Annotated in this window: 22 protein-coding genes and 3 pseudogenes; 18 read left to right on the top strand and 7 right to left on the bottom strand. The window is 27.2% G+C overall.

What is annotated here, in order from left to right:
• Positions 1 to 177: 177 nt before the first annotated feature.
• From OIO11_RS09235 to OIO11_RS09225, 3 genes are read left to right on the top strand one after another with little or no spacing between them, the layout of a single operon-like run.
• A complete protein-coding gene (locus OIO11_RS09235) occupies positions 178 to 339 on the top strand; it encodes a hypothetical protein (protein WP_268071161.1) in 162 nt (53 codons plus the stop codon).
• 26 nt (positions 340 to 365) lie between these two features.
• On the top strand, positions 366 to 917 hold the full coding sequence (locus tag OIO11_RS09230; RefSeq protein WP_268071160.1) for a hypothetical protein: 552 nt from the start codon (positions 366 to 368) through the stop codon (positions 915 to 917).
• 20 nt (positions 918 to 937) lie between these two features.
• Positions 938 to 1,303 carry a hypothetical protein gene (locus OIO11_RS09225; RefSeq protein WP_268071159.1) on the top strand — a complete coding sequence of 122 codons (366 nt, stop codon included), beginning with the start codon at positions 938 to 940 and terminating at the stop codon, positions 1,301 to 1,303.
• A gap of 89 nt (positions 1,304 to 1,392) precedes the next feature.
• Here OIO11_RS09225 and OIO11_RS09220 read toward each other — a convergent pair.
• The 7 genes and pseudogenes from OIO11_RS09220 to OIO11_RS09190 form a co-directional block, all read right to left on the bottom strand.
• Positions 1,393 to 2,588: pseudogene (locus OIO11_RS09220) on the bottom strand (Tn3 family transposase).
• A 482-nt stretch (positions 2,589 to 3,070) separates the two neighbouring features.
• Positions 3,071 to 4,165: a DUF4158 domain-containing protein gene (locus tag OIO11_RS09215; protein WP_268071158.1), complete on the bottom strand. Its 1,095-nt coding sequence runs from the start codon at positions 4,163 to 4,165 to the stop codon at positions 3,071 to 3,073.
• Positions 4,152 to 4,769, bottom strand: coding sequence for a recombinase family protein (locus tag OIO11_RS09210; RefSeq protein WP_268071157.1), 618 nt, complete (start codon positions 4,767 to 4,769; stop codon positions 4,152 to 4,154). Before OIO11_RS09210 ends, OIO11_RS09215 begins: the two co-directional genes overlap by 14 nt.
• 1,959 nt (positions 4,770 to 6,728) lie before the next feature.
• Positions 6,729 to 7,226: a hypothetical protein gene (locus OIO11_RS09205; RefSeq protein ID WP_268071156.1), complete on the bottom strand. Its 498-nt coding sequence runs from the start codon at positions 7,224 to 7,226 to the stop codon at positions 6,729 to 6,731.
• A gap of 174 nt (positions 7,227 to 7,400) precedes the next feature.
• The gene (locus OIO11_RS09200) at positions 7,401 to 7,994 is read right to left on the bottom strand and encodes an N-acetylmuramoyl-L-alanine amidase (RefSeq protein ID WP_268071155.1); all 594 of its coding nucleotides are present in this window, start codon (positions 7,992 to 7,994) and stop codon (positions 7,401 to 7,403) included.
• A gap of 13 nt (positions 7,995 to 8,007) precedes the next feature.
• On the bottom strand, positions 8,008 to 8,241 hold the full coding sequence (locus OIO11_RS09195) for a BhlA/UviB family holin-like peptide (RefSeq protein ID WP_268071154.1): 234 nt from the start codon (positions 8,239 to 8,241) through the stop codon (positions 8,008 to 8,010).
• A 26-nt stretch (positions 8,242 to 8,267) separates the two neighbouring features.
• Entirely contained in the window at positions 8,268 to 8,801 is a 534-nt protein-coding gene (locus tag OIO11_RS09190; RefSeq protein WP_268071153.1) for an RNA polymerase sigma factor, read from the bottom strand.
• Between the two features lie 528 nt (positions 8,802 to 9,329).
• On the opposite strand from OIO11_RS09190, the gene OIO11_RS09185 reads away from it, so the two are divergent.
• From OIO11_RS09185 to OIO11_RS17235, 15 genes and pseudogenes are all read left to right on the top strand, one after another.
• Positions 9,330 to 9,902 carry a recombinase family protein gene (locus tag OIO11_RS09185; protein WP_268071152.1) on the top strand — a complete coding sequence of 191 codons (573 nt, stop codon included), beginning with the start codon at positions 9,330 to 9,332 and terminating at the stop codon, positions 9,900 to 9,902.
• Positions 9,903 to 10,078: 176 nt separating this feature from the next.
• On the top strand, positions 10,079 to 10,360 hold the full coding sequence (locus tag OIO11_RS17245; RefSeq protein ID WP_442781270.1) for a tyrosine-type recombinase/integrase: 282 nt from the start codon (positions 10,079 to 10,081) through the stop codon (positions 10,358 to 10,360).
• A gap of 11 nt (positions 10,361 to 10,371) precedes the next feature.
• Positions 10,372 to 10,425, top strand: a pseudogene (locus tag OIO11_RS17240) (hypothetical protein); the annotation flags it as partial.
• A 460-nt stretch (positions 10,426 to 10,885) separates the two neighbouring features.
• On the top strand, positions 10,886 to 11,173 hold the full coding sequence (locus tag OIO11_RS09175; protein ID WP_268071164.1) for a tyrosine-type recombinase/integrase: 288 nt from the start codon (positions 10,886 to 10,888) through the stop codon (positions 11,171 to 11,173).
• A 129-nt stretch (positions 11,174 to 11,302) separates the two neighbouring features.
• Complete coding sequence (locus tag OIO11_RS09170) at positions 11,303 to 11,536, top strand: hypothetical protein (RefSeq protein WP_268071151.1); 234 nt, start codon at positions 11,303 to 11,305, stop codon at positions 11,534 to 11,536.
• Between the two features lies 1 nt (position 11,537).
• Positions 11,538 to 11,945: a hypothetical protein gene (locus OIO11_RS09165; protein ID WP_268071150.1), complete on the top strand. Its 408-nt coding sequence runs from the start codon at positions 11,538 to 11,540 to the stop codon at positions 11,943 to 11,945.
• A 768-nt stretch (positions 11,946 to 12,713) separates the two neighbouring features.
• On the top strand, positions 12,714 to 13,157 hold the full coding sequence (locus tag OIO11_RS09160; RefSeq protein WP_268071149.1) for a DUF523 domain-containing protein: 444 nt from the start codon (positions 12,714 to 12,716) through the stop codon (positions 13,155 to 13,157).
• A 66-nt stretch (positions 13,158 to 13,223) separates the two neighbouring features.
• Positions 13,224 to 13,508, top strand: a complete 285-nt coding sequence (locus tag OIO11_RS09155) for an inorganic diphosphatase (RefSeq protein ID WP_326497932.1) — start codon at positions 13,224 to 13,226, stop codon at positions 13,506 to 13,508.
• 70 nt (positions 13,509 to 13,578) lie between these two features.
• Complete coding sequence (gene dmpI / locus OIO11_RS09150) at positions 13,579 to 13,785, top strand: 4-oxalocrotonate tautomerase DmpI (protein WP_268071148.1); 207 nt, start codon at positions 13,579 to 13,581, stop codon at positions 13,783 to 13,785.
• 702 nt (positions 13,786 to 14,487) lie between these two features.
• The gene (locus tag OIO11_RS09145) at positions 14,488 to 16,194 is read left to right on the top strand and encodes a replication initiator protein A (protein WP_268071147.1); all 1,707 of its coding nucleotides are present in this window, start codon (positions 14,488 to 14,490) and stop codon (positions 16,192 to 16,194) included.
• A 65-nt stretch (positions 16,195 to 16,259) separates the two neighbouring features.
• A complete protein-coding gene (locus OIO11_RS09140) occupies positions 16,260 to 16,439 on the top strand; it encodes a hypothetical protein (protein ID WP_268071146.1) in 180 nt (59 codons plus the stop codon).
• Between the two features lie 587 nt (positions 16,440 to 17,026).
• A complete protein-coding gene (locus tag OIO11_RS09135) occupies positions 17,027 to 17,884 on the top strand; it encodes an AraC family transcriptional regulator (protein ID WP_268071162.1) in 858 nt (285 codons plus the stop codon).
• Positions 17,885 to 18,494: 610 nt separating this feature from the next.
• Positions 18,495 to 18,938, top strand: a complete 444-nt coding sequence (locus OIO11_RS09130) for a hypothetical protein (RefSeq protein ID WP_268071145.1) — start codon at positions 18,495 to 18,497, stop codon at positions 18,936 to 18,938.
• A 180-nt stretch (positions 18,939 to 19,118) separates the two neighbouring features.
• A pseudogene (locus tag OIO11_RS09125) lies at positions 19,119 to 19,238 on the top strand (transposase); the annotation flags it as partial.
• A 24-nt stretch (positions 19,239 to 19,262) separates the two neighbouring features.
• Positions 19,263 to 19,353: helix-turn-helix domain-containing protein (locus tag OIO11_RS17235; protein WP_442781273.1), on the top strand; the 91-nt coding region annotated here is incomplete at its 3' end.

Below are 19,353 nucleotides of genomic sequence, written 5' to 3'. Positions count from 1 at the left end.
TTTCTTGGTCGTTGTTTGTCGTGATTCAATTATACCAAATGGAGGAATGTTCTTCTATTTTTTATGCTAGAAATACTGAAAACACAGGCTAACGCCTTAAAATACAAGTGCGAAAGTTGAGTAATAAGTTTATTAGCAGTTGTAATATTCTTCAGCTCAAGCATTAATGCATTTGCAATGAATAATACAAATAATACAAAAATAAGTACTGAAGATTTAAAAGAGCAATTAAAAGAAGATTATCCATATTTAGAAGTTTTATATCAAGAAGATAGTGAATTTGGACAAGTTTATTATATAGATAAAGATTATCACAAAAAAAGAAAAAAAGAGCAATAGGTCCTTGGGATGTTGTTGATGTAGTTATGGCTGTACAATCATGGAGCGAATTTATATCAAGTCCGTCTTTATCAGGATTTGGATGGGCTGTTCTTGATTCAGCAGCTGTAATGCCATTTCTTCCATCAACTGCATATTTTAGAAAAGGTGAAAAATTTGTCATTAAATTAAAAGAACTTAAGAAATTTGCTAAAACTACAAAAGGTGCAAAAATTATAAAAAACTCTTTAAAAGTTGTAAGCAAACTGGGTGATATTAAATCAGTACGTAAATTAGCAAAAGGATATAAAATGACTGAAGCTAGATATATAACACATATCTTATACAGACATGGTCCAACTTCAACAGCAAGTAACACTGGTAAATTTGTAGGGGCTTTTGATATCAAAAGAGCTATTGATCAAGTTTTAAAAAGTCCTAATTCAGTAGTTAAACCAAATTCAAACAAAAGACCAGGATATATTTTTGAAAAAACATATAGCGGGGTAATAGGATATGATGGAAAGAAAGCATGTAAGACAATAAGAGTAATTATAGATGAAGTAGGTAATGTAGTTACGGCTTTTCCTGTAAAATAGTAAATATATAGGAGGATAACATGGGTGTAGGAGTAAATTTTGCCATTGCAAATGATTTTTTAGAGGCTACTCGTAAGTTTAATCTTTTATTTGAAGAAGATATTGACAACTTTATATGGAATTATAGAGAGTGTTTTGGAGATGCTGTGAGTATATTAACTGAAATAGATCCTTATAGTGACAAAATATTTTCTCATAATGAAATTGAAAAGTTATTAAGAGCAGCAAAACAATTAAAAAAAGATACTATTCTTAATTCACTAGAAAAGGAATTTATAAAACAAAATGTAAATAAGAATGAGTTGATTGAATTTGCCAATGCTTTAATTATAATGTGCGAATCAGCATTAAAACAACATAAAACAATGATTAGCATAGGTTATTAATACATATAGGCCTACCTGCGTTTTTTCCGAAATTTTGCATCAAACATACCTCAACCACAGTAAAACCAATAGTTTAAGAGTTATTACTCTCAAACTTTGATTTCTAATTGTCTTAATCCATCTTCCGTAGATATTTCTACATTCTCAAATACATATCTTCCTAAAAAGTTAACATGTTGAGTACCAAGGGGGCTAACTCTTTTAAATTCTTCTATATCAAACCAAGGTTCCTCTTTCACTTCTTTATAAACCTTCTCTAAATACCTAGAATTCCAAATGATTAAGGAGCTTAATAAAATATTTAAACAACTTACTTTCTCTAGTTGTCGTTCTAATGTATTTTCATTAAGTCTTCCATGTTTACCAAAGAAGATTAATCTAGCAACTGAATTAATTGATTCTCCTTTATTTAACATCTTTTGAACTTCTTTTCGTAGTTCTCCATCTGTATAATGTCGATTATATATTTTGTTTTTAAGATTCTACCTATTTCTTTTAATCCTTTTGCAACACCATTATCTCTATTGTATGAGTTTATTTTTTGTAGTATTAAAGAGGCTTTAACCTTACCACAACCAATAGATTCAACTAATCTCATAACTTCAGAATAGTTTTCTAGTATTATTTTTTCATTTATTTTTTTAAACTTTATATTATTCATTTCAAAACCTTCAAAAGCATATAGTTGCTGTTGTTGGAGATTTTTTATTCTAGGCTTAAAGTTAAATCCTAAAAGATAAGTTAGAGCAAACATCTGCTCAGTATATCCAGCAGTATCAGTAGAGTGATCATATATCTCAAGAGATGTTTCATGATATAATAATCCATCTAAAACATGATTACTGTCTCTGCCTTCAAGCATTTGAACATAATAAGGTGTATACTGGTCACTAACATGTCTATAGATACCTCCACCTCTATTTCCATAATGTGAATTATAATCAGCATATATAGTTTTTGAACTTATAGGTACCCTCATACCATCAGAAGATGAACTTTGCCCACTACCCCAATTCTTTACTATTTCAAGGGAATGATGATAGTCTACCAAATTTCTTTGAGCCCTTGATATATTATCATAATTTAAATAAAACTCACTTGCTCTTATTAAAGCAGATTCATTTATAGAACTAGCAATAGACATCTTTGCAAATCCTAGATTATGACCATCAGCTAGCAATGATGCGACTAAAACCTTTTGTTTTTCAACTTTATTTTGATGAAAACCTTTGAAGTCTTCTAAAAAATTAGTCCATCTATTAACTTCATATAAAATCTCTGCCATAGTGATTTTAGGAAAATAGCTATATATTTTATTACTAAAGGTGCTTTTTTCATCTTGTTCTATATCTCTATTAAGCTCAAATTGTTTAGGCATTTGAACAAAATTTTTAAGTTTATCAATAAAATTTAGTGTTTCTTTATCATCTGAATTTTCTATAGGCGCAATAAGATAATGATCGAAACTATTATATTTTCTGCTCTCTCTAACAAATAAGTCTCCTGATCTTATACAATCTCTTATTGTGTATACCAAAGTCATATCAAGTACTTTCTTACTATACTCATATTTTTTAATATTCTTTTGCCACTTTGAATCAAAGAATGAAATATCAACCTTATTTTTCTTTTTATTTCTTTGATTTTTAAATTGCCTAAGGAATTTTATTAATTCTGGTTTAGTATTGCTATCAAATTCAATTACATCTAAAAGGTCATTTATATAGTCTATACTTTGATATGATTTCAATAGAAAATCAATTTCTTCTAAATCATCTTTTGTGAATCTAGTTCTATTTTTAATTCAGATATAGAGTCTTGATATTTCTTGAAATCATTGAAACTATCAATCTCAAGAATATTTTTAACAACCATTTTGAGTTTTTCAGAATTTGCTTTATACTTCGCCTGATTTTTAGAGTTATATTCTTGAGTTTTTCTTTTACTTCTTTTTAATATAGCGTAGGCATGGTTTGAAGTTACCTCTATTACCATATCCATAAATTCTTTTCTTTTGAAATATAGAAACATGGCTAAATAACTATATTTCTTATGTGTATCTTTAAATCTCTCTATTCTAATTTTATGAGATCGTTGAATCTGTGTATTGAAATATCTAATTTTACTTTCATTTAGGAAACTCAAATCAACCATATCTCCATACTCATTAATTTCTTTAATCAATTTTAATAACTCTTTTACTCCATTTGAACTAGTATTAACAGATGTATTTTTTATTCTAGAGAAACGTGATATCCCATTTTTCTCTATGCTAAGTAATTCATCTAACTTATCTTTATTTTGTATTTGACCATATATTATTTTATATATAATATCTTCCGTTGTTGCAATTCCTCTAGAAATAAGTTCTTCGATAGTTGAAAGGTTTGGTATAATTATTTTCTTAGACTTTAGTTCCTCGATAAACCTCTTAACCATGGAGAACTTGTTTCCAGTAGATAAAGTTATATTGTATATAAGTCTTTCTATATCAGCATTTATATAAAATCTACTATAATTTAAAGTTCTAATTATATCTTGAAAATTCCTAGACTTAGTAGCTTTTATAGCCCAATATTTATCTAGTCTTTTTGGATTACAATTTATCTGTTCAGCAACGTGATTAACAATCTTTTTTGGAATCAAATCATGCAAATTTAAAAGTGAAATCCCCCTACTTTTAAGAAATAAATATTGTAATGCGTATCCTAAAGAAATGTAAGGCTTATTAAATTTTTTAATTCTATGTATTTCATCAATAGTTAAAGAAAAATCAGTTGCACTGTTTTCTTCAGAGAAAAAGGAATCTATTATCTTATCTCTTTCTTTTTTTGATAATACTGAATATCTAAAATTCATCATAGTTTATCTTCAACTTTTCTATGTAATTATAATAAGACTGCTTACTTATACTAAGTTCTTTTTGAATCTCATTAGCCTTCATTTCTCTTTTTAAAAACTTTTCATAGTACACTTTGAATTCATCAAGTGGAACTTTTGAATGTCTTCCAAACTTGCGACCTTCTAAAATAGCTTTCTTTCTACCTTCAGAAGTTCTAATTATTATCTTTTTTCTTTCTTGTTCTGCAACTTCTAAAATTACATCTAAAAGGGCATTAGCCATTATTTCTAAAAATCCCTCGTTTCCTTTAATTTTATCAATAATAAATTCTTTTAAATAAGGCATATCTAAGCAAACTATTTCTATATCTTCTTTTATAAAGAATAGTATCAGCTCTTTTGTTTCTTTGCGATTTCTTCCTAGTCTATCAATTTCTTTTACTACTAAAGTGTCTCCTGATTTGATTATAGATAAAAGTTCATTTAATCCTTCTCGATTTAATGTCTTACCACTATATTTATCTGAAAATATAAATCTTTTATTCACTCCATAATTAATGAGTGCATCTATTTGTCTGTGAAGACTTTGATGTTTAGTACTTACTCTACAATATCCATATATCATAATTCCACCATCCTCATAATCAATATTTTATTATGAGAATGGATATAAGTATATATTTATTTAAATAAATTTGACTAAAGTCTATAAATAGTATTTTTATAATTTTTTAGACTATAGATTAGCACTATTTTAAATGGTCTAGAATCTTGTAAGTTTTTTGACTGTACACCTAAATAATATAAATTAAAAAAGGATATATCAATTATATGATATATCCATTGACATTACTTAGATTGAAGCATATTTGATGCAAAATTTCGAAAAAAACGCAGCTAGGCCTAATAGAAATTGTAATGTAATGGTGGGACGCCGAGATACGTGTAAAAACCGGCCACTAGATGGCTATAAGCATTGATATACAAGGTTTTTATGTGATTTTTATAACTTGCATCCTAGTGGCCCATTTTTACATCTATCTCGGCGTCCCACCTAACTGGCTTAACGTGGGTAAAAACTATGTTTTATAACCATTTTCTGTCTTAGCGTGGGTTTTGCCGGAAATGTTGGCGATACCCCTATTAGTAATATCCTAAAAAAATAAAATTACTACTGCAAATATATTACAGTAGCAATTTCCAAATCTAATTATCTTATAAAAATTAATTTACACAAAAATATTTATATTCTCTAGCAAATTCCCTTTCAGCATTAAAAAGTTATTTTTAGATTTAAAACGAAGATGGATATATTATCACATCTGAAATTTACTTGAAATAATATCAAGATTTAATACTTTTTCATATACAGTAACTAAATGTTCCTTCCATAACAGCTAGCATTACATTACCCCAAATACTTTAAACTATTTGTAAATTTTATTATATATATCCTATAGTAAATGTTTTTTCATTTTTATCTTAATGATTAAAAATCCTAATAAACTAAATACCCCTAAAAAAATAATTTGTGGTATTAATATAGTAATAAATATTATAAAATTATCTAAATCTAATGGAATATCTTTAGGGGTATTTAGTTTATTAAAAAAATATACACATACATTAGCACTAAATATACTAATATACATTAACTTTACTCTTTTTGAATACGAGTAACATTTATTTTTCATATAAGATACTATATTAACTCCAACTAAATATAACGGTATTATAAAAAAACAAAAATACATTTCAATAGTTCCTATTTGGCGCCTTACTTTAAGCATTTTTTCTACTTGATAATTTTGGGTTACTAGTATATGGTCAGTTACTGTAAATATCATGTGAATTAATATTACTGGTAATAAATTTAAAAATATTATTTTAATATTTTTTTTAAACTTTATCATTCCAATCCCTCGTTTTTAATTTAATGAAGTTCTCTTTTAAGTTCTAAGTGGAGAAGTAAAACTAAGTTGTTCGAAAATCCTGAATTGTTGACTGTAATTAAAAATATTATATTACAAATTTAGCTAAACATAAAGGCTATTTAATATTTTTAAGGTGTTTTAAAGTATTCCTGGTAAATCTTAAAATAGATTCTGTCACACTACGATTAGGAACTGTGGTGCTTTTGGAAAACGCGGAGAGAGTAGAAGATCCTAAAAGGGGTAATTCTAGGGTAGCTACGATAAACCGCAAACTCAATACCTTTATTTGAAAAAACATTAAGTTTTAATATTTTTTCAAATAAATTTCAGATGTGATAATATATCCATCTTCGTTTTAAATCTAAAAATAACTTTTTAATGCTGAAAGGGAATTTGCTATAAAAATATTTATTAGACTAATATGAAAAATTCAAAGGAATTTATTCAATTTGTCAAAATTGATTTTAAGTAAAATATATATTTATACTATTGTTTCCTTTCGTAACAGCTACAGTTACATTACCCCTATTATTGTAAAAATATATTTTTACATGCTTTCGCATAAATAATTTAAAGCGCTATAAAACCCCACGAAAAACATGGGGTTTTTGAACAATCTGAGATACACAATGTGATTGTATACCTTTTTATTAATACATTAAATTATACAGTATAGTGAAAAATTTATCAAAACTTCTTTGGCTATCACCAAGATTAATATCTGCATATTTACAACTAGTATCAATACTTCTTAACTTAGTTTTGATTTTTTCAATCCAGCGTTTAGGTATAAGACCTGTTATTCCATCAATATCTATTGAATCTAAGAAATATGTTGGTGCTACATGCATCATTACTTCCATAGTCATTGCCGATTCGTTTACAGGAAAATCCTTTCCAAAATCATGCTTGTATTGTTTTCTTGCTTTTGAACAAAGTTCATAAATTTCCGTAGGTAAAATTCTCTTTCCTAAGCTTTTTGTGTTTCCATGAATTAAAGAAATTGCAATCCCTTTATCTTTTTTGATACAAAAAACTGCATCTTTACCCCAAATTCCAAAATCTACATCTGTATATACATTATATCCTTCTTTATGATAATTATACCCAGGTGTATCTGCACTCCAATCTCCTTTAAATCTTAACATAATATACATCTCCTTCTAATTTTAATTTTAATATTTTATAAGAAATTAACTTACCGGTTCGTTTCATCTTACAATATATAAAAACGGTTTTAAGGTTGAATATGTAAACCTATATTAAAAAATTTTTTTATTTTATTGTAAAAAGTAAAAAATCAGCTTTATTTAAAAAGCTGATTACAATATTCTCAATATTTGATTTGGATAAATTACATCTGTAGTTAAGTTATTTAATTTCTTCAATGTATCAACGGACATATTGTATTTTTTTGATATTGCCCATAATGTATCTCCTGACTTTACAGTGTAAGAATCTACTACCTTTTTATTATTTATAATGGATTCTCTTATTTCACTTAAAGGGAACTTTGTACCTGGACAATTAGTTTGACCCAATTCTCTATGACCTTTTATTATTTTTATACCATATCTGTTACATAAATATGAGCATAATTCTATTAATGATTTTTTCTGCACATTTGGCATATTTTCATTCATATAATTGCCTTGAACACAAACACCTAGTGTATAAGAATTGTGACCTTTACAATGAGCTCCTATTGAATCTTCTGGTCTACCTCTATACACTTGTCCATCTTTTGTTATAAAGAAGTGATAACCTATTCCACTCCAGCCATTATCATATATATGCCACTTATGAATGTCATATATACTACAAGTACTGTGTTCCGCATGATGAAGTACTATAGCTGTGTGTTTATTTCCATATTGAAGTTCTCCAAAGTTCAAATTTGTTTCTATAATCTTCATTTAAATCACCCTCTTAGTTTTCTTTTTTGAATACAAAATTCTTAATATCTTCTACATCTTTTTTTACATCTTCAACGATATTAAATTTATCTGTAAGCTTTGATATTATATCTTGATAATTATTTTCCCTCTCTTCCTGTCTAACATCTCTTTTTTCTTGAGCTTTTAAGATATAAAAAATAAGTGCAACACTTAATGCTGCCCAAATTCCTTGTGATGCTGCTACTTTAATAAGTTCACTTTCCACTAATTTCACCTACTCCCTTTATACTATTAGCAAGTTACACATAAATAGTTTCGTAGAGTTTTTAGGGCTCTATTCTTTGTCTTATTTACAGCTTGTCTTGATATATTTAATTTTTGGGATATTTCTATATCTGAATGATCCTTTATGAATTTCTCTTTTAGAACTGTCTTTTGTATTTTAGGAAGTCTATTAAGTAAATCCTCAATTAAAATACTGTCTTCAATGCTGTTATTTGTATAATCTATTAGAATATCTAAATTAAGTTCAACTTCTTCTGTTCGTCTTAATACATATTTTCTAAATAAATCTATATGCTTATTTCTTATAACACTATTTATGTAATTTATAATTTTACCTTCATTTTCTGAAGTGAAATTATTTAAATTCATGGTTTGTATCATTTCGATAAAAGATATTGTTAAATCTGTTTCAGCTTCTTCATAAATTAATTTTCTACTAAATTTTTTAATTAGTGGTTTAAATTTATTTATGATATCTAAAATTTTTTCAGTATCCCCGTTTTGAATATTTTCAATTATTTCATATAATGAATACTTCATATAACCCCTCTTTCACAAAAAGAATAAAAATATATCAAATAAAAACGAAATATTACTTGGATATGTAAACCTTAAATGTAAAAAAAAAACTTTTTGTAATATTTTTGAATGAAAAACAGATATTTGTCTAAATTTTGAGTTTAAAGTAAAAATTATAAGTTTTTTGCATTAAAAAATCCCATATGAAGTATTTGATTAACTTCATGTGGGATCATTACTTAAAAAATATTCAATTGTGTTTATGAGGTAAATTTAAGAAAATATTATTGTTGATTTGAATGTAAACTTTTGAATAAAACATTACATTCACTTAAATGGGTATAAGTATTGATATTAAAGGGCTGACACTGATTTGGTGTTAAGCTCTTTTTATATTATTGTTTTTGAATGTATAGTTTTATAGCCTTATGAAGTAAAACTATACATTAATAAATTCAATGATTAGTAATTAATAATTGAACTATAATTTGATAAATAGTACAATAAAAATAGATTATAAATTAATAATTGAACGAAAGTGGTGAGTATATGGCTCGAGTAACTAAAAAAATGCTGGAAGATAAGATAGAGCAGCTAGAAAAAATAAATGATTATAACATGCAGGAAATCAGTAAACTTAATAGTGAAATAGACAGTTTGAGAGATAAAGAAAATATAGTATCTAGGGAAGAATTTGATTTTTTGCTTAAGCAGCTGGAAGATCAGAAACATATGACATGTGAATATAAAAAACTCTATGATAATTTAAGAGATAGATATAGAAAAGAAAGAGATGAGCTAGTAAAGACAATAAAGAGTCTCCAGGAACAAATAGATAGTACAGAAATTAAACTGAACGAAAGAGGAGCAGGCAGAAAGGCTTATTCCAATAAACAAGTTATAGAAAATATATATAATTTATATTTAGATGGCAGCAGTCTACAAGGAATTGCTGATGAATTAAATTGGTTAGGAAGTAAAACTAAACGAGGTAAGGACTGGTCTAAAAGCTCTATAAGATTTATATTGTTGAATCCTAAAAATGTAGCTAATGGATTTATAGATGAGGATACATTTAATTGTACAGTAAAATTACTGAACGAAAATAAAAAAAGAAAGTAAAAGCTTTATGAGTTCCGCACAATATACATTGTGCGTAACTGGTGAAACAGGCGTAAAGTCTTTAAAAATAAGGCTTTACGCTTTTATTATGTTCTCTTTTTTATTTTACAGTTACGCATAATATTAGTATAATATCAATATGAGTAATTAAAGAACGTATAAGGAGAATGATAAAAATGGAGAGAGTTGAACCGATAAGATCAGAGAAAAAAATAAAAGATTTAAAAAAATATTTGTTAGGAGCAGATAATATAAGAAATTATACTCTAATAGTTTTAGGTTTAAATTCAGCATTACGAATCAGTGATATATTAAATTTAACCTGGAATGATGTATATGATTTTGAAGAAAGGACCTTCAAAACCCATGTTTATATTAAAGAAAAGAAAACTGGAAAGGATAAGAAGTTTTTGTTAAATAAGAACGCTGTAGATGCTCTTCATAAGCTTAAAAAATAGGCTGCCATAGTTTGAGAAAGACTTTTGGATATCATAGTTGGAAAAAGGGAGTACCCTTACCAGTTCTGATGGAACTGTATAATCATAGCAATCAATCAGTAACTAAATTATATTTAGGAATCAACCAGGATGATCTAGATGAAGTTTATAGAATGATAGAATTATAATAGATTACTGATCTGCTTGAAAATAAAGCATTGCATAGGAGTTTAAACAATGAAAAAAAATATATTTAAACAAATCATAAATTTTATTGCAAAACCAATTTGCTATAGTTATTTTTTATTTACAGCTAGTTACTATTATGCACATATTAATGATAATGTTATTAGAAATGTAGTCTTGTCATTCAATATATTTATAGGGATATACCTAATAAATGTTGATACAAACAGTAAAAAATATACAGTATCAAAAAAGTTACTTGTAGGTATAATTATATTATTGGGTATTTATATATTAAACTATATAAATTATTTTTTTAATATTACGAAGTAGAACTTATTTAAAAAAGAACTTGGACATATAAAACCATCAGACTATATTTTTATAAGCAGAGAGGGGCAAAATAAGCCTATATCAAGAAGTATGGCATTAAAAATTGTAAAGAGCAGCTGTGAAGCTATAGGAGTTAAAGAAAAAATAGGCTGCCATAGTTTGAGAAAGACTTTTGGATATCACAGTTGGAAAAAGGGAGTACCACTACCAGTTCTGATGGAGCTATATAATCATAGTAATCAATCAGTAACGAAGCTTTACTTAGGCATCTCACAGGATGATATAGACGAAGTTTATCGCCTTATAGAATTATAATAGATTACGGATCTGTTTGAAAATAAAGCATTGGAAGGGTGATTTATGGTAAAATAGTACAAGTAATTGATGAACAATCTAAAGAGAAAATGTCGGTGGAAAAATAAAAAAATAAGGAAGGAATAAGTGATGGATTGGAGAGAGAAATCAGCTCATGAAAGGGCAAATATGATAAGCAGTGCAAGGGAAGAAGGATTTAAAGAAGCAATGGAAGAAGAAATAAAAGAAATAGCAAAAAGATTGTTAGATATGGATATGGATATAAAGCTTATATCAAGGGCTACAGAGCTAAGTGTAGCAGAAGTTCAATCCCTTCAACAATCATTGAAAAAATTAGAAGAAGAAAAAAAAGGAATGAAATGAAATGGACTTATTTAATTTTAAATTTTTTAAACCTTTAATACAGTTTTTAAGTGTATATACTATTATTTGTGCAATAATTTTAGCACTACTTATTAAGAAGAATCTACTAGCTGATATGAAGAAAGTTGAGATTGAAAAAGTAGAAAAAGTAACAGCTACAGTAATTACTAAGGAATTTATAGATAATTCAAAAAATACTCCAGGTGTATATGATAATAATGGAGTTGCTCTATGCAAAAACAACTATAATTTAATTGTAAAATATGGACAATTAACAGCAGCAATTGATGATTATTTTAGTTATCATCAATTAGAACCAGGTGATAAACTAGATGTTAATTTAGTTACAATAATGAATGAAAAAAAGAAGATTTTAAAGAAAGAATTAAAAGAAATAGTTAATACATAACAGCAAAAAATAGCGGCACAGCTGACTACTTACAAAGATATAAGTTTACAAAAATACTTGCACAAACATTTATAACAACACAAACATAAATGTAAACATATATGTTTGTGTTGTTATTTGTATTTTAAAGTGGCTGTAGTTCTTAATTTAAATAGTTTTTATTCTTTTCTAGTTAAAAATCAAATTGTCTTAAATATACAATTTACATATATTGAAAAAACAGATATAATAAATTGTATGAAACTTTTGTAGCAGGACAAACCTGATTTACGAAAGACATTGATAAAGCTGCNCAGGGTGTTTTTCACCCAAAAATCTTGATTTTAAGCTCGTCTTAAAACAAGCTCAAATTATTGATATATAAGGAGTTGTAAAGAAATAAGGGCTTAAGAGCAACTTCCATTAAAACAAGGATTGAAACTTTGAAGGGCTTTCATATGGCACTCCATCATTAAGCTTAAGAGCAACTTCCATTAAAACAAGGATTGAAACATGAGGGTGATAGAAAGTAATACCTATAAATATATCTATACTTTGAAGTTGCTAATTCAGCAGCTTTATTCGCTTTTTTTGAAAACTAATGTAAAGATCTTTTCATATGTTTCAATTAGATTCATACTATTTTATGAATTAAAGGTTTAATATGGTATAATTTCATGTATAATGATGTTGAATAATATAAAGAAAGTGCGTAGCAAATTATGAAAAAATTTAAATTATATATAATGAATGACATTATCAAATATTAATAAGAGAGGATGTAACAAAATGTATTTAGTAAGTGCATGTTTAGCAGGAGTAAATTGTAGATATAATGGTGAAAATAGTGCGCATGAAACTATATGTGAGTTAGTAAAACAAGGAAAAGCTATTCCTATCTGCCCGGAACAATTAGCAGGATTGCCAACACCAAGAGCTTGTTGTGAAATTATTATAGACAAAAGTGGAAATAAAAAAATAGTAAGCAAAGATGGACAAGACTTTACTAAAAAATTCATTGAAGGTTCAGAAAAGACTTTAGAAATTGCTAAAATTATTGGTGTTGAAAAAGCAATATTACAGTCTAGAAGTCCATCTTGTGGTTACGGTTCTATATATGATGGAACATTTTCCGGGGAACTTAAAGAAGGAACTGGTTTTACAGCAGAATTATTAACTAAAAATGGAATTGAAGTATATATAGAAAATGATTTAGACAAATTAGAATTATAAAAATATTTCTTTGTAATATTTGGGTATTGTGGATAAACAACTAATATTTAAGGTAATAGTTAAGACATAACAGCAAAACATCCCAAACATGATATATACTATACACTTAATTATGGATATATTCCTAATACAGTTTCAGGAGATGGTGAAGAAATAGATGCATATATTCTTGGAGAATTTGAACCATTGAAAGAGTTTGAAGGAATTGTGGTAGCAGTAGTTCATAGAAAAAATGATAATGAAGATAAACTTATAGTTTGCAAATATCCTAATAGATATAGTAAAGAGCAGATTAAGGCACTTATAGAATTTCAAGAACGTTTTTTTGACTCAAATATTATAACTAGCTAATTAAGTTCATAACATAAAGAAAATGTGCAGTAAAAACTAATTTAATTATAATAGTAGGAGGAAAATAAAAATGCCATATATTACAATAGAAGGTGGGCGAATGACTGCTGAACAAAAACAACAATTGATTGAGAAAATCACAAATATAGCATCTGAAATAATGAATGTTCCAAGTGAATTTTTTATAACAACTATAAAAGAATTATCAGATGAAAATATAGGAATTGGTGGGAAAACCATTGATAAGATAAAAGAAGAATATGAGAAAAATCATTAGTATTGTGGAATATTATAACATTTATAGACCATTGGAGATATACTTTCTTTGGAGTTTCATCAAAAAAGCTTTTGGGATATAATAAATATTTTCAAGGGACACATCATATAATTGCAGCATCAGATGTAAGACTTATTCCTGATACATATCATATAATATTGACTATTTTACTTATTATAAATCTTGGTTTTATGTTTAAAAAACTATATTCTAAGAAAAATAAAGTTAATTATTCAAAAAACAACTTTAGGTGTTGTTTTACTCATTCTATTTTTAAAAGGCATTAATATAAGATGTATACAGATTTTTAATATGACAGATTTGGGGTTAACTATGACAAAAAGATGGTGAAAATAAGTTTTAATATTAATAAAAGCATTCCATTTGGAGTGCTTTTTATATGTGGATAAAATCAAAAATTAAAGGTGATTTGTTGTATAGTAAAGATACAGTAAAAGAACAGTATAATAACAATATACAGTATATATGTTGTTGTTATATACATTTTTGTAAATGGGCTTATTTCAAAGGCTGAAAGGGGATGTTTTTCTATAAGGTACAAGAAATTTTCTGTGAAGTACAAGAAATTTTCTATAAAGTACAATGATAGTTTTCTGTAAGGTACAAGAAATTTTCTATAAGGTACAAGAAAATTATGATAATATAGAGTTGTGGAAAACTAAATTAATTCAGGAGTAAATTATGGAAATTAAGAAAGAAGATAAAAAAAATAAAGTGATAAAGAGCAATTCAAGTATAATAGATAACAACATAATAGAATCGCCTCTTTTTATATCAAGCTCAAAAGAAATCACAACAGTAGGGCAGCTAGAGAGTAATTCAATTGTAAGCACTAGTGTTAAAAAGGTTCTAAAAATGCTAAAGGAAAATTTTACAGAAACATCTACTGATATCGACTATGAAAAATTTCCCGTTGTTTATAAGGTATGGAATGATAGCAAAGGAATGAAAAGAGAACTGCTTATAATGTCATCTATACCCAATATGACTACTATGGATGTATGGAATGGTCTCATAGGTTTATATATTCAAAAATTATCACCAATTTGTTTTAATTCAACTGAAAACACTTATGATTTAAATAATGATGAAATGGAATTTACATTATATGAACTAGCGAAATTTATGAATAAATCAATAGGAGGCAAAAGCTTTGATAAGCTTGTAAAAGAAATAATTAGACTATATGATGCAAAATATTTTACTTTTACTAATGGAGTTATTTTTGATAAAAAGAATGATAAGTATTTAAAAACTAAAACTAAAAGTTTTAGTTTAATAACGGACTGCGAACTTGATAGTGAAAAAAGAGTTAAAAATGAGAAAGTAAAGACAAAATGTAAAGTTCAGTTCAACAGGCTTATTATTGATAATATAAGACATGAGTTTTTTAAATATATTAATCCTAAAGAATATTTTACACTGCCTTCAAGAGGACTTACAAGACGGGTTTATATGTATCTTAAAGGAAATTCGCACCTGCCAAATGGACATAGATGCAGATACATAAAAAGGAGCTATCAGGTTATTAGAGACAAACTCTATATATATGAGCATCAGCCTTCAAAAATAAAGGAAAAGCTGAAAAATCCACTGAATTATCTTAAGAAATTTAATGTTATTTCAGATTATTTTTTTGGTGATGAAATATTAGTTAATGGTGTAAAAGAACAGTGTGTATACTTTATATTTCAAGGTACAAAGGAAGATACAATCAAAAAAATAACATACAAGCAAATTGAAACTATAAGTGGTGAGGAAGATTTAAAATTTAAAATGGAAATTCCAGAGGATTTATGGAGTTTTCTAGTACATAAGGGTTTTAGTGAAGTTGTGTCAAAAGAGATTTTATATAAGTATGATAAATGGGAGATAGTGAAATACATACTATGGCTTCAGGAAAAAGAGTTTGAGAATAAAAAATCTGTGAAAAATTTTCCTGGTATGCTTAGGTTTGCTTTAGAGTCAGGAACTGTTAATCTAGAAAAAACTCACAAACATATTATTGACTTTGTAGATCATGAAAAAGCTGAATGCAAGAATAATCAAGTAAGTAAAGAAGAAGCGTTAAGAAAGCAGTATGAGAAATACATTAAAAAAGAGATTTTGGATTTTAAAAAGGATGATGAAGCAGCCTATGATATTTTATTTGAAACTGTACTGGATAATCTCAATGCTTCTTATGAAAGCAGAATGAGAGAGTTTAATTTATTTGAAAATGAAATTACAGAGAATGAACGGGAAAAATGGGAATATCAGAAACAGAAATGGATAAAGTTTAAAGAAAAGCAATCTAAGTCAAAGTTGTTTCTGGAGCAGTTTGAAAAAGCTATAGTATCTTTTAGAAATTTAAAATTGTATGAAGATTTCACGACAGCTGCTAGATAAGCAGTATGTTAAAAATTATTTTAAATAAAGTAGTAAGTTTGGATTGTTATTTTCTATAAGACTCAATGGGATATGCTCAGCCAGATGGAACGATTTTAGTTAGTGGTGCAAATTCAAATATTCTTTTAAATAGTACAGATAAACAAGATATAGTTTCTTCAAAAGAATATAAAGAATACAAAAAAGCATTACAAAACGAAGTTAAGTCAAAAAGAGAAAGATTTACTTCAACTTTTGAAGAATAGACTTATAGTTATGATGAGATAAAACACCGAAAATCAAAGAATTAGTTAATACACAACAGCAAAAAATAGCGGCATAACTGATAATAAAATAAAAATATGGATATTATAAAAGAAAAATATCTATTATTACAATAGCAGAAAGAAATTTAAATAACACTAGAAATATAAGTATAAATACTTACACAAACATTTACATCACCACAAACATATATGTAAACATTTATGTTTGTGGTGATGTTGCTAATTCAGCAGCTTTATTTGCTTTTTTTGAAAACTAATGTAAAGATCTTTTCATATGTTTCAATTAGATTCATACTATTTTATGAATTAAAGGTTTAATATGGTATAATTTCATGTATAATGATGTTGAATAATATAAAGATATTGTGTAGTAGAAACATATAATGTGTTACTGCAAAATAGTAGAAAACTGTTAAGAAAAGATTATTTATATAATTCACAGACAAATAGTAATTTTATGTACAGGTTATTTAATAATCTTTTAGACAAGACAAAACATAACACAAAAAGTCGGGAGCAACCGCTTGAAAAGAGATAAGATATATGTACAGACAGGGGTGATGAGTATGGGATGGATTGAAGGAATCGGTGAAGCTATCAACTATATTGAGGAGAATATCACTGAAGAAATCGCAATAGAAAATATTGCAAAAAAAGCATTTATGTCTCCGTTCTATTTCCAAAAAGGCTTTGCAATGCTTTGTGGTTTTACGGTCGGAGAGTACATCAGACAACGCAGGCTTACCCTTGCCGGTAGTGAGCTTGTTTCCACTGATGAAAAAATCATTGATATTGCACTGAAATATGGCTACGCCTCACCGGATAGTTTCACAAAAGCGTTTACTCGATTTCATGGTGTCACACCTACTGCTGTTCGAAAAGATGGAGCAATGATTAAATCGTTTGCTCCGCTGAAAATCAAATTTTCATTGGAAGGCGGTTATATTATGGATTACAAAATTGTTGAAAAAGATTCGTTTACTGTCATGGGCGTATCAAAGGTGTTTAAATATGATAGTGCAACTACAGAAATTCCACAGTTTTGGACAGAGCATTATCAAACAGGAAAGGAGAAATTTGTATGCGGAATGTACGGAGTATGCATAGATGAGAGCATGGGTTCAGATGAGTTTGAATATGTGATTGCAGACAATTATAATCCGTCTACAGAAATACCTAATGGTTTTGTTACAAAGATTATTCCTAAACACATGTGGGCTGTTTTTGCTTGCAAGGGTGCAATGCCGAAATCTCTGCAAGATGTGAATAGAAAAATTTTCTCAGAATGGCTGCCTAATTGCAAGGATTATGAAATTGCAGCAGGTTACAATATTGAAATGTACACCAATACGGCTGATTATCCGCAAGGTAATCAAGATGAAAACTACTACAGCGAAATTTGGATTCCTGTTAAGAAAAAATAACTACGTAAAAGAGCTAATTCGGAGTTCATCAAATTCCAATTTGTAGATTTGATGTGACATAATTTTAACTTTAGTTGTGTTGTATCTTTCTTATTTACTGTACTAAATAAAGAATTTAATTGATTCACAACAGCAAAAAATAGCGGCATAACTGATAATAAAATAAAAATATGGATATTATAAAAGAAAAATATCTATTATTACAATAGCAGAAAGATATAAAAAATGTAGTTTTGCAATGTATTAGGAATTATTTCCAAATAAAAAATATTCAAAGATTAAAAAGAAGTTCTAGGTATATTTATACTTAGAGCTTTTTTTGGCTAAAAACCCTTTTCTATTTCCTGGGGTAAAGGAATATTCTCATATTCAAAGATTTACTTTTTTAATAAACATATGTTTAGCGTATATATATTACCTGCTATTATATTTCTTTTATTTAGACAATGAGTATAAATATGGTATAATTGGATGTGCATTATTTATAGATATTGGTATCCCAACGATTGACATACGTTATTCAATATATGTAATTGAGTTTTCATCTGATTATACCTATTGCTATATTGCCCCAAATAAAAAATAATAATTTTAAAGGGAGAATTAGGAAATGAAAAAAATTTTTATTACTATAATTATTATAGTTACAATTATTGTAGTATATAATGAATATCCCAGAAGTGGTTCATTCAATGATTTGATATTAAGTAAATATCCAGAAAAACAATTTAATGAAATTGAAATAGCAAAAGAGTGTAATCATAAAATCTGTAATGATATTGATAAAATTAATGAGTTTTTAGGATACTTAGATAAACTTCAACTTATTGAGTATAAATGGTCAATACCTCGTGAAGAGGATGATAGTTATTGGATTAGTATTTATAATAAGGGGAATGGTCTAATTGGTGTTATTATAGAAAATAAGAATTTTATTTCCATTCATGTAACAGGTGACCATAGAATAAGAAAGTATAAAATTATTAATACTAGCTTAAATATGAAATATATTGAGGAGTTTTATAATAACTCCATAGATGAGAAACTTCCATAACATATATATTTGTATTGTTGTTTATATTTTAAGTAAGCTGGAGTATTGAATTTTAACGTAACTAGCAGAAGTCTCCCATCCTCTATAGGTGGGAGATGAATGCGTAAACACAACTTGCTTCTATTATTTTTTTTGTGCTAAAAGATAATCAGTATCAAATGGTGGAAATGAGTGGTAATGATGAAATTAGATACAAATAATCATTCAGTATTCCTAGTGCATTATCATCTCGTATTAGTTATAAAATACAGAAGAGAAGTAATAAATAAGGATATAAGCAATAGGCTAAAAGAAATATATTCAGAGTCAAGGTAAAAAGTAAAGGTGGTGAAAGTAGTGAAAATCAATAAAGCATACAAATTCAGGATATATCCAAATGAAAATCAGAGAGAAATTATTGAAAAGTCTTTCGGGT

This window comes from Clostridium sp. ZS2-4, from assembly GCF_026719745.1.
GTDB lineage: Bacteria > Bacillota > Clostridia > Clostridiales > Clostridiaceae > Clostridium_H.
Note: the sequence above shows the minus strand (reverse complement) of the source record. Positions and strands in the feature narration are given on the sequence as shown.

Excerpts from the sequence above, each read along its gene's own strand:
- OIO11_RS09135 (WP_268071162.1), top strand. The coding sequence starts at position 17,027 with ATGGGATGGATTGAAGGAATCGGTGAAGCTATCAACTATATTGAGGAG.
- OIO11_RS17245 (WP_442781270.1), top strand. The coding sequence starts at position 10,079 with ATGGAGAGAGTTGAACCGATAAGATCAGAGAAAAAAATAAAAGATTTA.
- OIO11_RS09130 (WP_268071145.1), top strand. The coding sequence starts at position 18,495 with ATGAAAAAAATTTTTATTACTATAATTATTATAGTTACAATTATTGTA.
- OIO11_RS09210 (WP_268071157.1), bottom strand. The coding sequence starts at position 4,769 with ATGATATATGGATATTGTAGAGTAAGTACTAAACATCAAAGTCTTCAC.
- OIO11_RS09215 (WP_268071158.1), bottom strand. The coding sequence starts at position 4,165 with ATGATGAATTTTAGATATTCAGTATTATCAAAAAAAGAAAGAGATAAG.
- OIO11_RS09170 (WP_268071151.1), top strand. The coding sequence starts at position 11,303 with ATGGATTGGAGAGAGAAATCAGCTCATGAAAGGGCAAATATGATAAGC.
- OIO11_RS09235 (WP_268071161.1), top strand. The coding sequence starts at position 178 with ATGAATAATACAAATAATACAAAAATAAGTACTGAAGATTTAAAAGAG.
- OIO11_RS09145 (WP_268071147.1), top strand. The coding sequence starts at position 14,488 with ATGGAAATTAAGAAAGAAGATAAAAAAAATAAAGTGATAAAGAGCAAT.
- OIO11_RS09160 (WP_268071149.1), top strand. The coding sequence starts at position 12,714 with ATGTATTTAGTAAGTGCATGTTTAGCAGGAGTAAATTGTAGATATAAT.
- OIO11_RS09225 (WP_268071159.1), top strand. The coding sequence starts at position 938 with ATGGGTGTAGGAGTAAATTTTGCCATTGCAAATGATTTTTTAGAGGCT.
- OIO11_RS09205 (WP_268071156.1), bottom strand. The coding sequence starts at position 7,226 with ATGTTAAGATTTAAAGGAGATTGGAGTGCAGATACACCTGGGTATAAT.
- OIO11_RS09190 (WP_268071153.1), bottom strand. The coding sequence starts at position 8,801 with ATGAAGTATTCATTATATGAAATAATTGAAAATATTCAAAACGGGGAT.
- OIO11_RS09185 (WP_268071152.1), top strand. The coding sequence starts at position 9,330 with ATGGCTCGAGTAACTAAAAAAATGCTGGAAGATAAGATAGAGCAGCTA.
- OIO11_RS09140 (WP_268071146.1), top strand. The coding sequence starts at position 16,260 with ATGGGATATGCTCAGCCAGATGGAACGATTTTAGTTAGTGGTGCAAAT.
- OIO11_RS09230 (WP_268071160.1), top strand. The coding sequence starts at position 366 with ATGGCTGTACAATCATGGAGCGAATTTATATCAAGTCCGTCTTTATCA.
- OIO11_RS09200 (WP_268071155.1), bottom strand. The coding sequence starts at position 7,994 with ATGAAGATTATAGAAACAAATTTGAACTTTGGAGAACTTCAATATGGA.
- OIO11_RS09165 (WP_268071150.1), top strand. The coding sequence starts at position 11,538 with ATGGACTTATTTAATTTTAAATTTTTTAAACCTTTAATACAGTTTTTA.
- dmpI (WP_268071148.1), top strand. The coding sequence starts at position 13,579 with ATGCCATATATTACAATAGAAGGTGGGCGAATGACTGCTGAACAAAAA.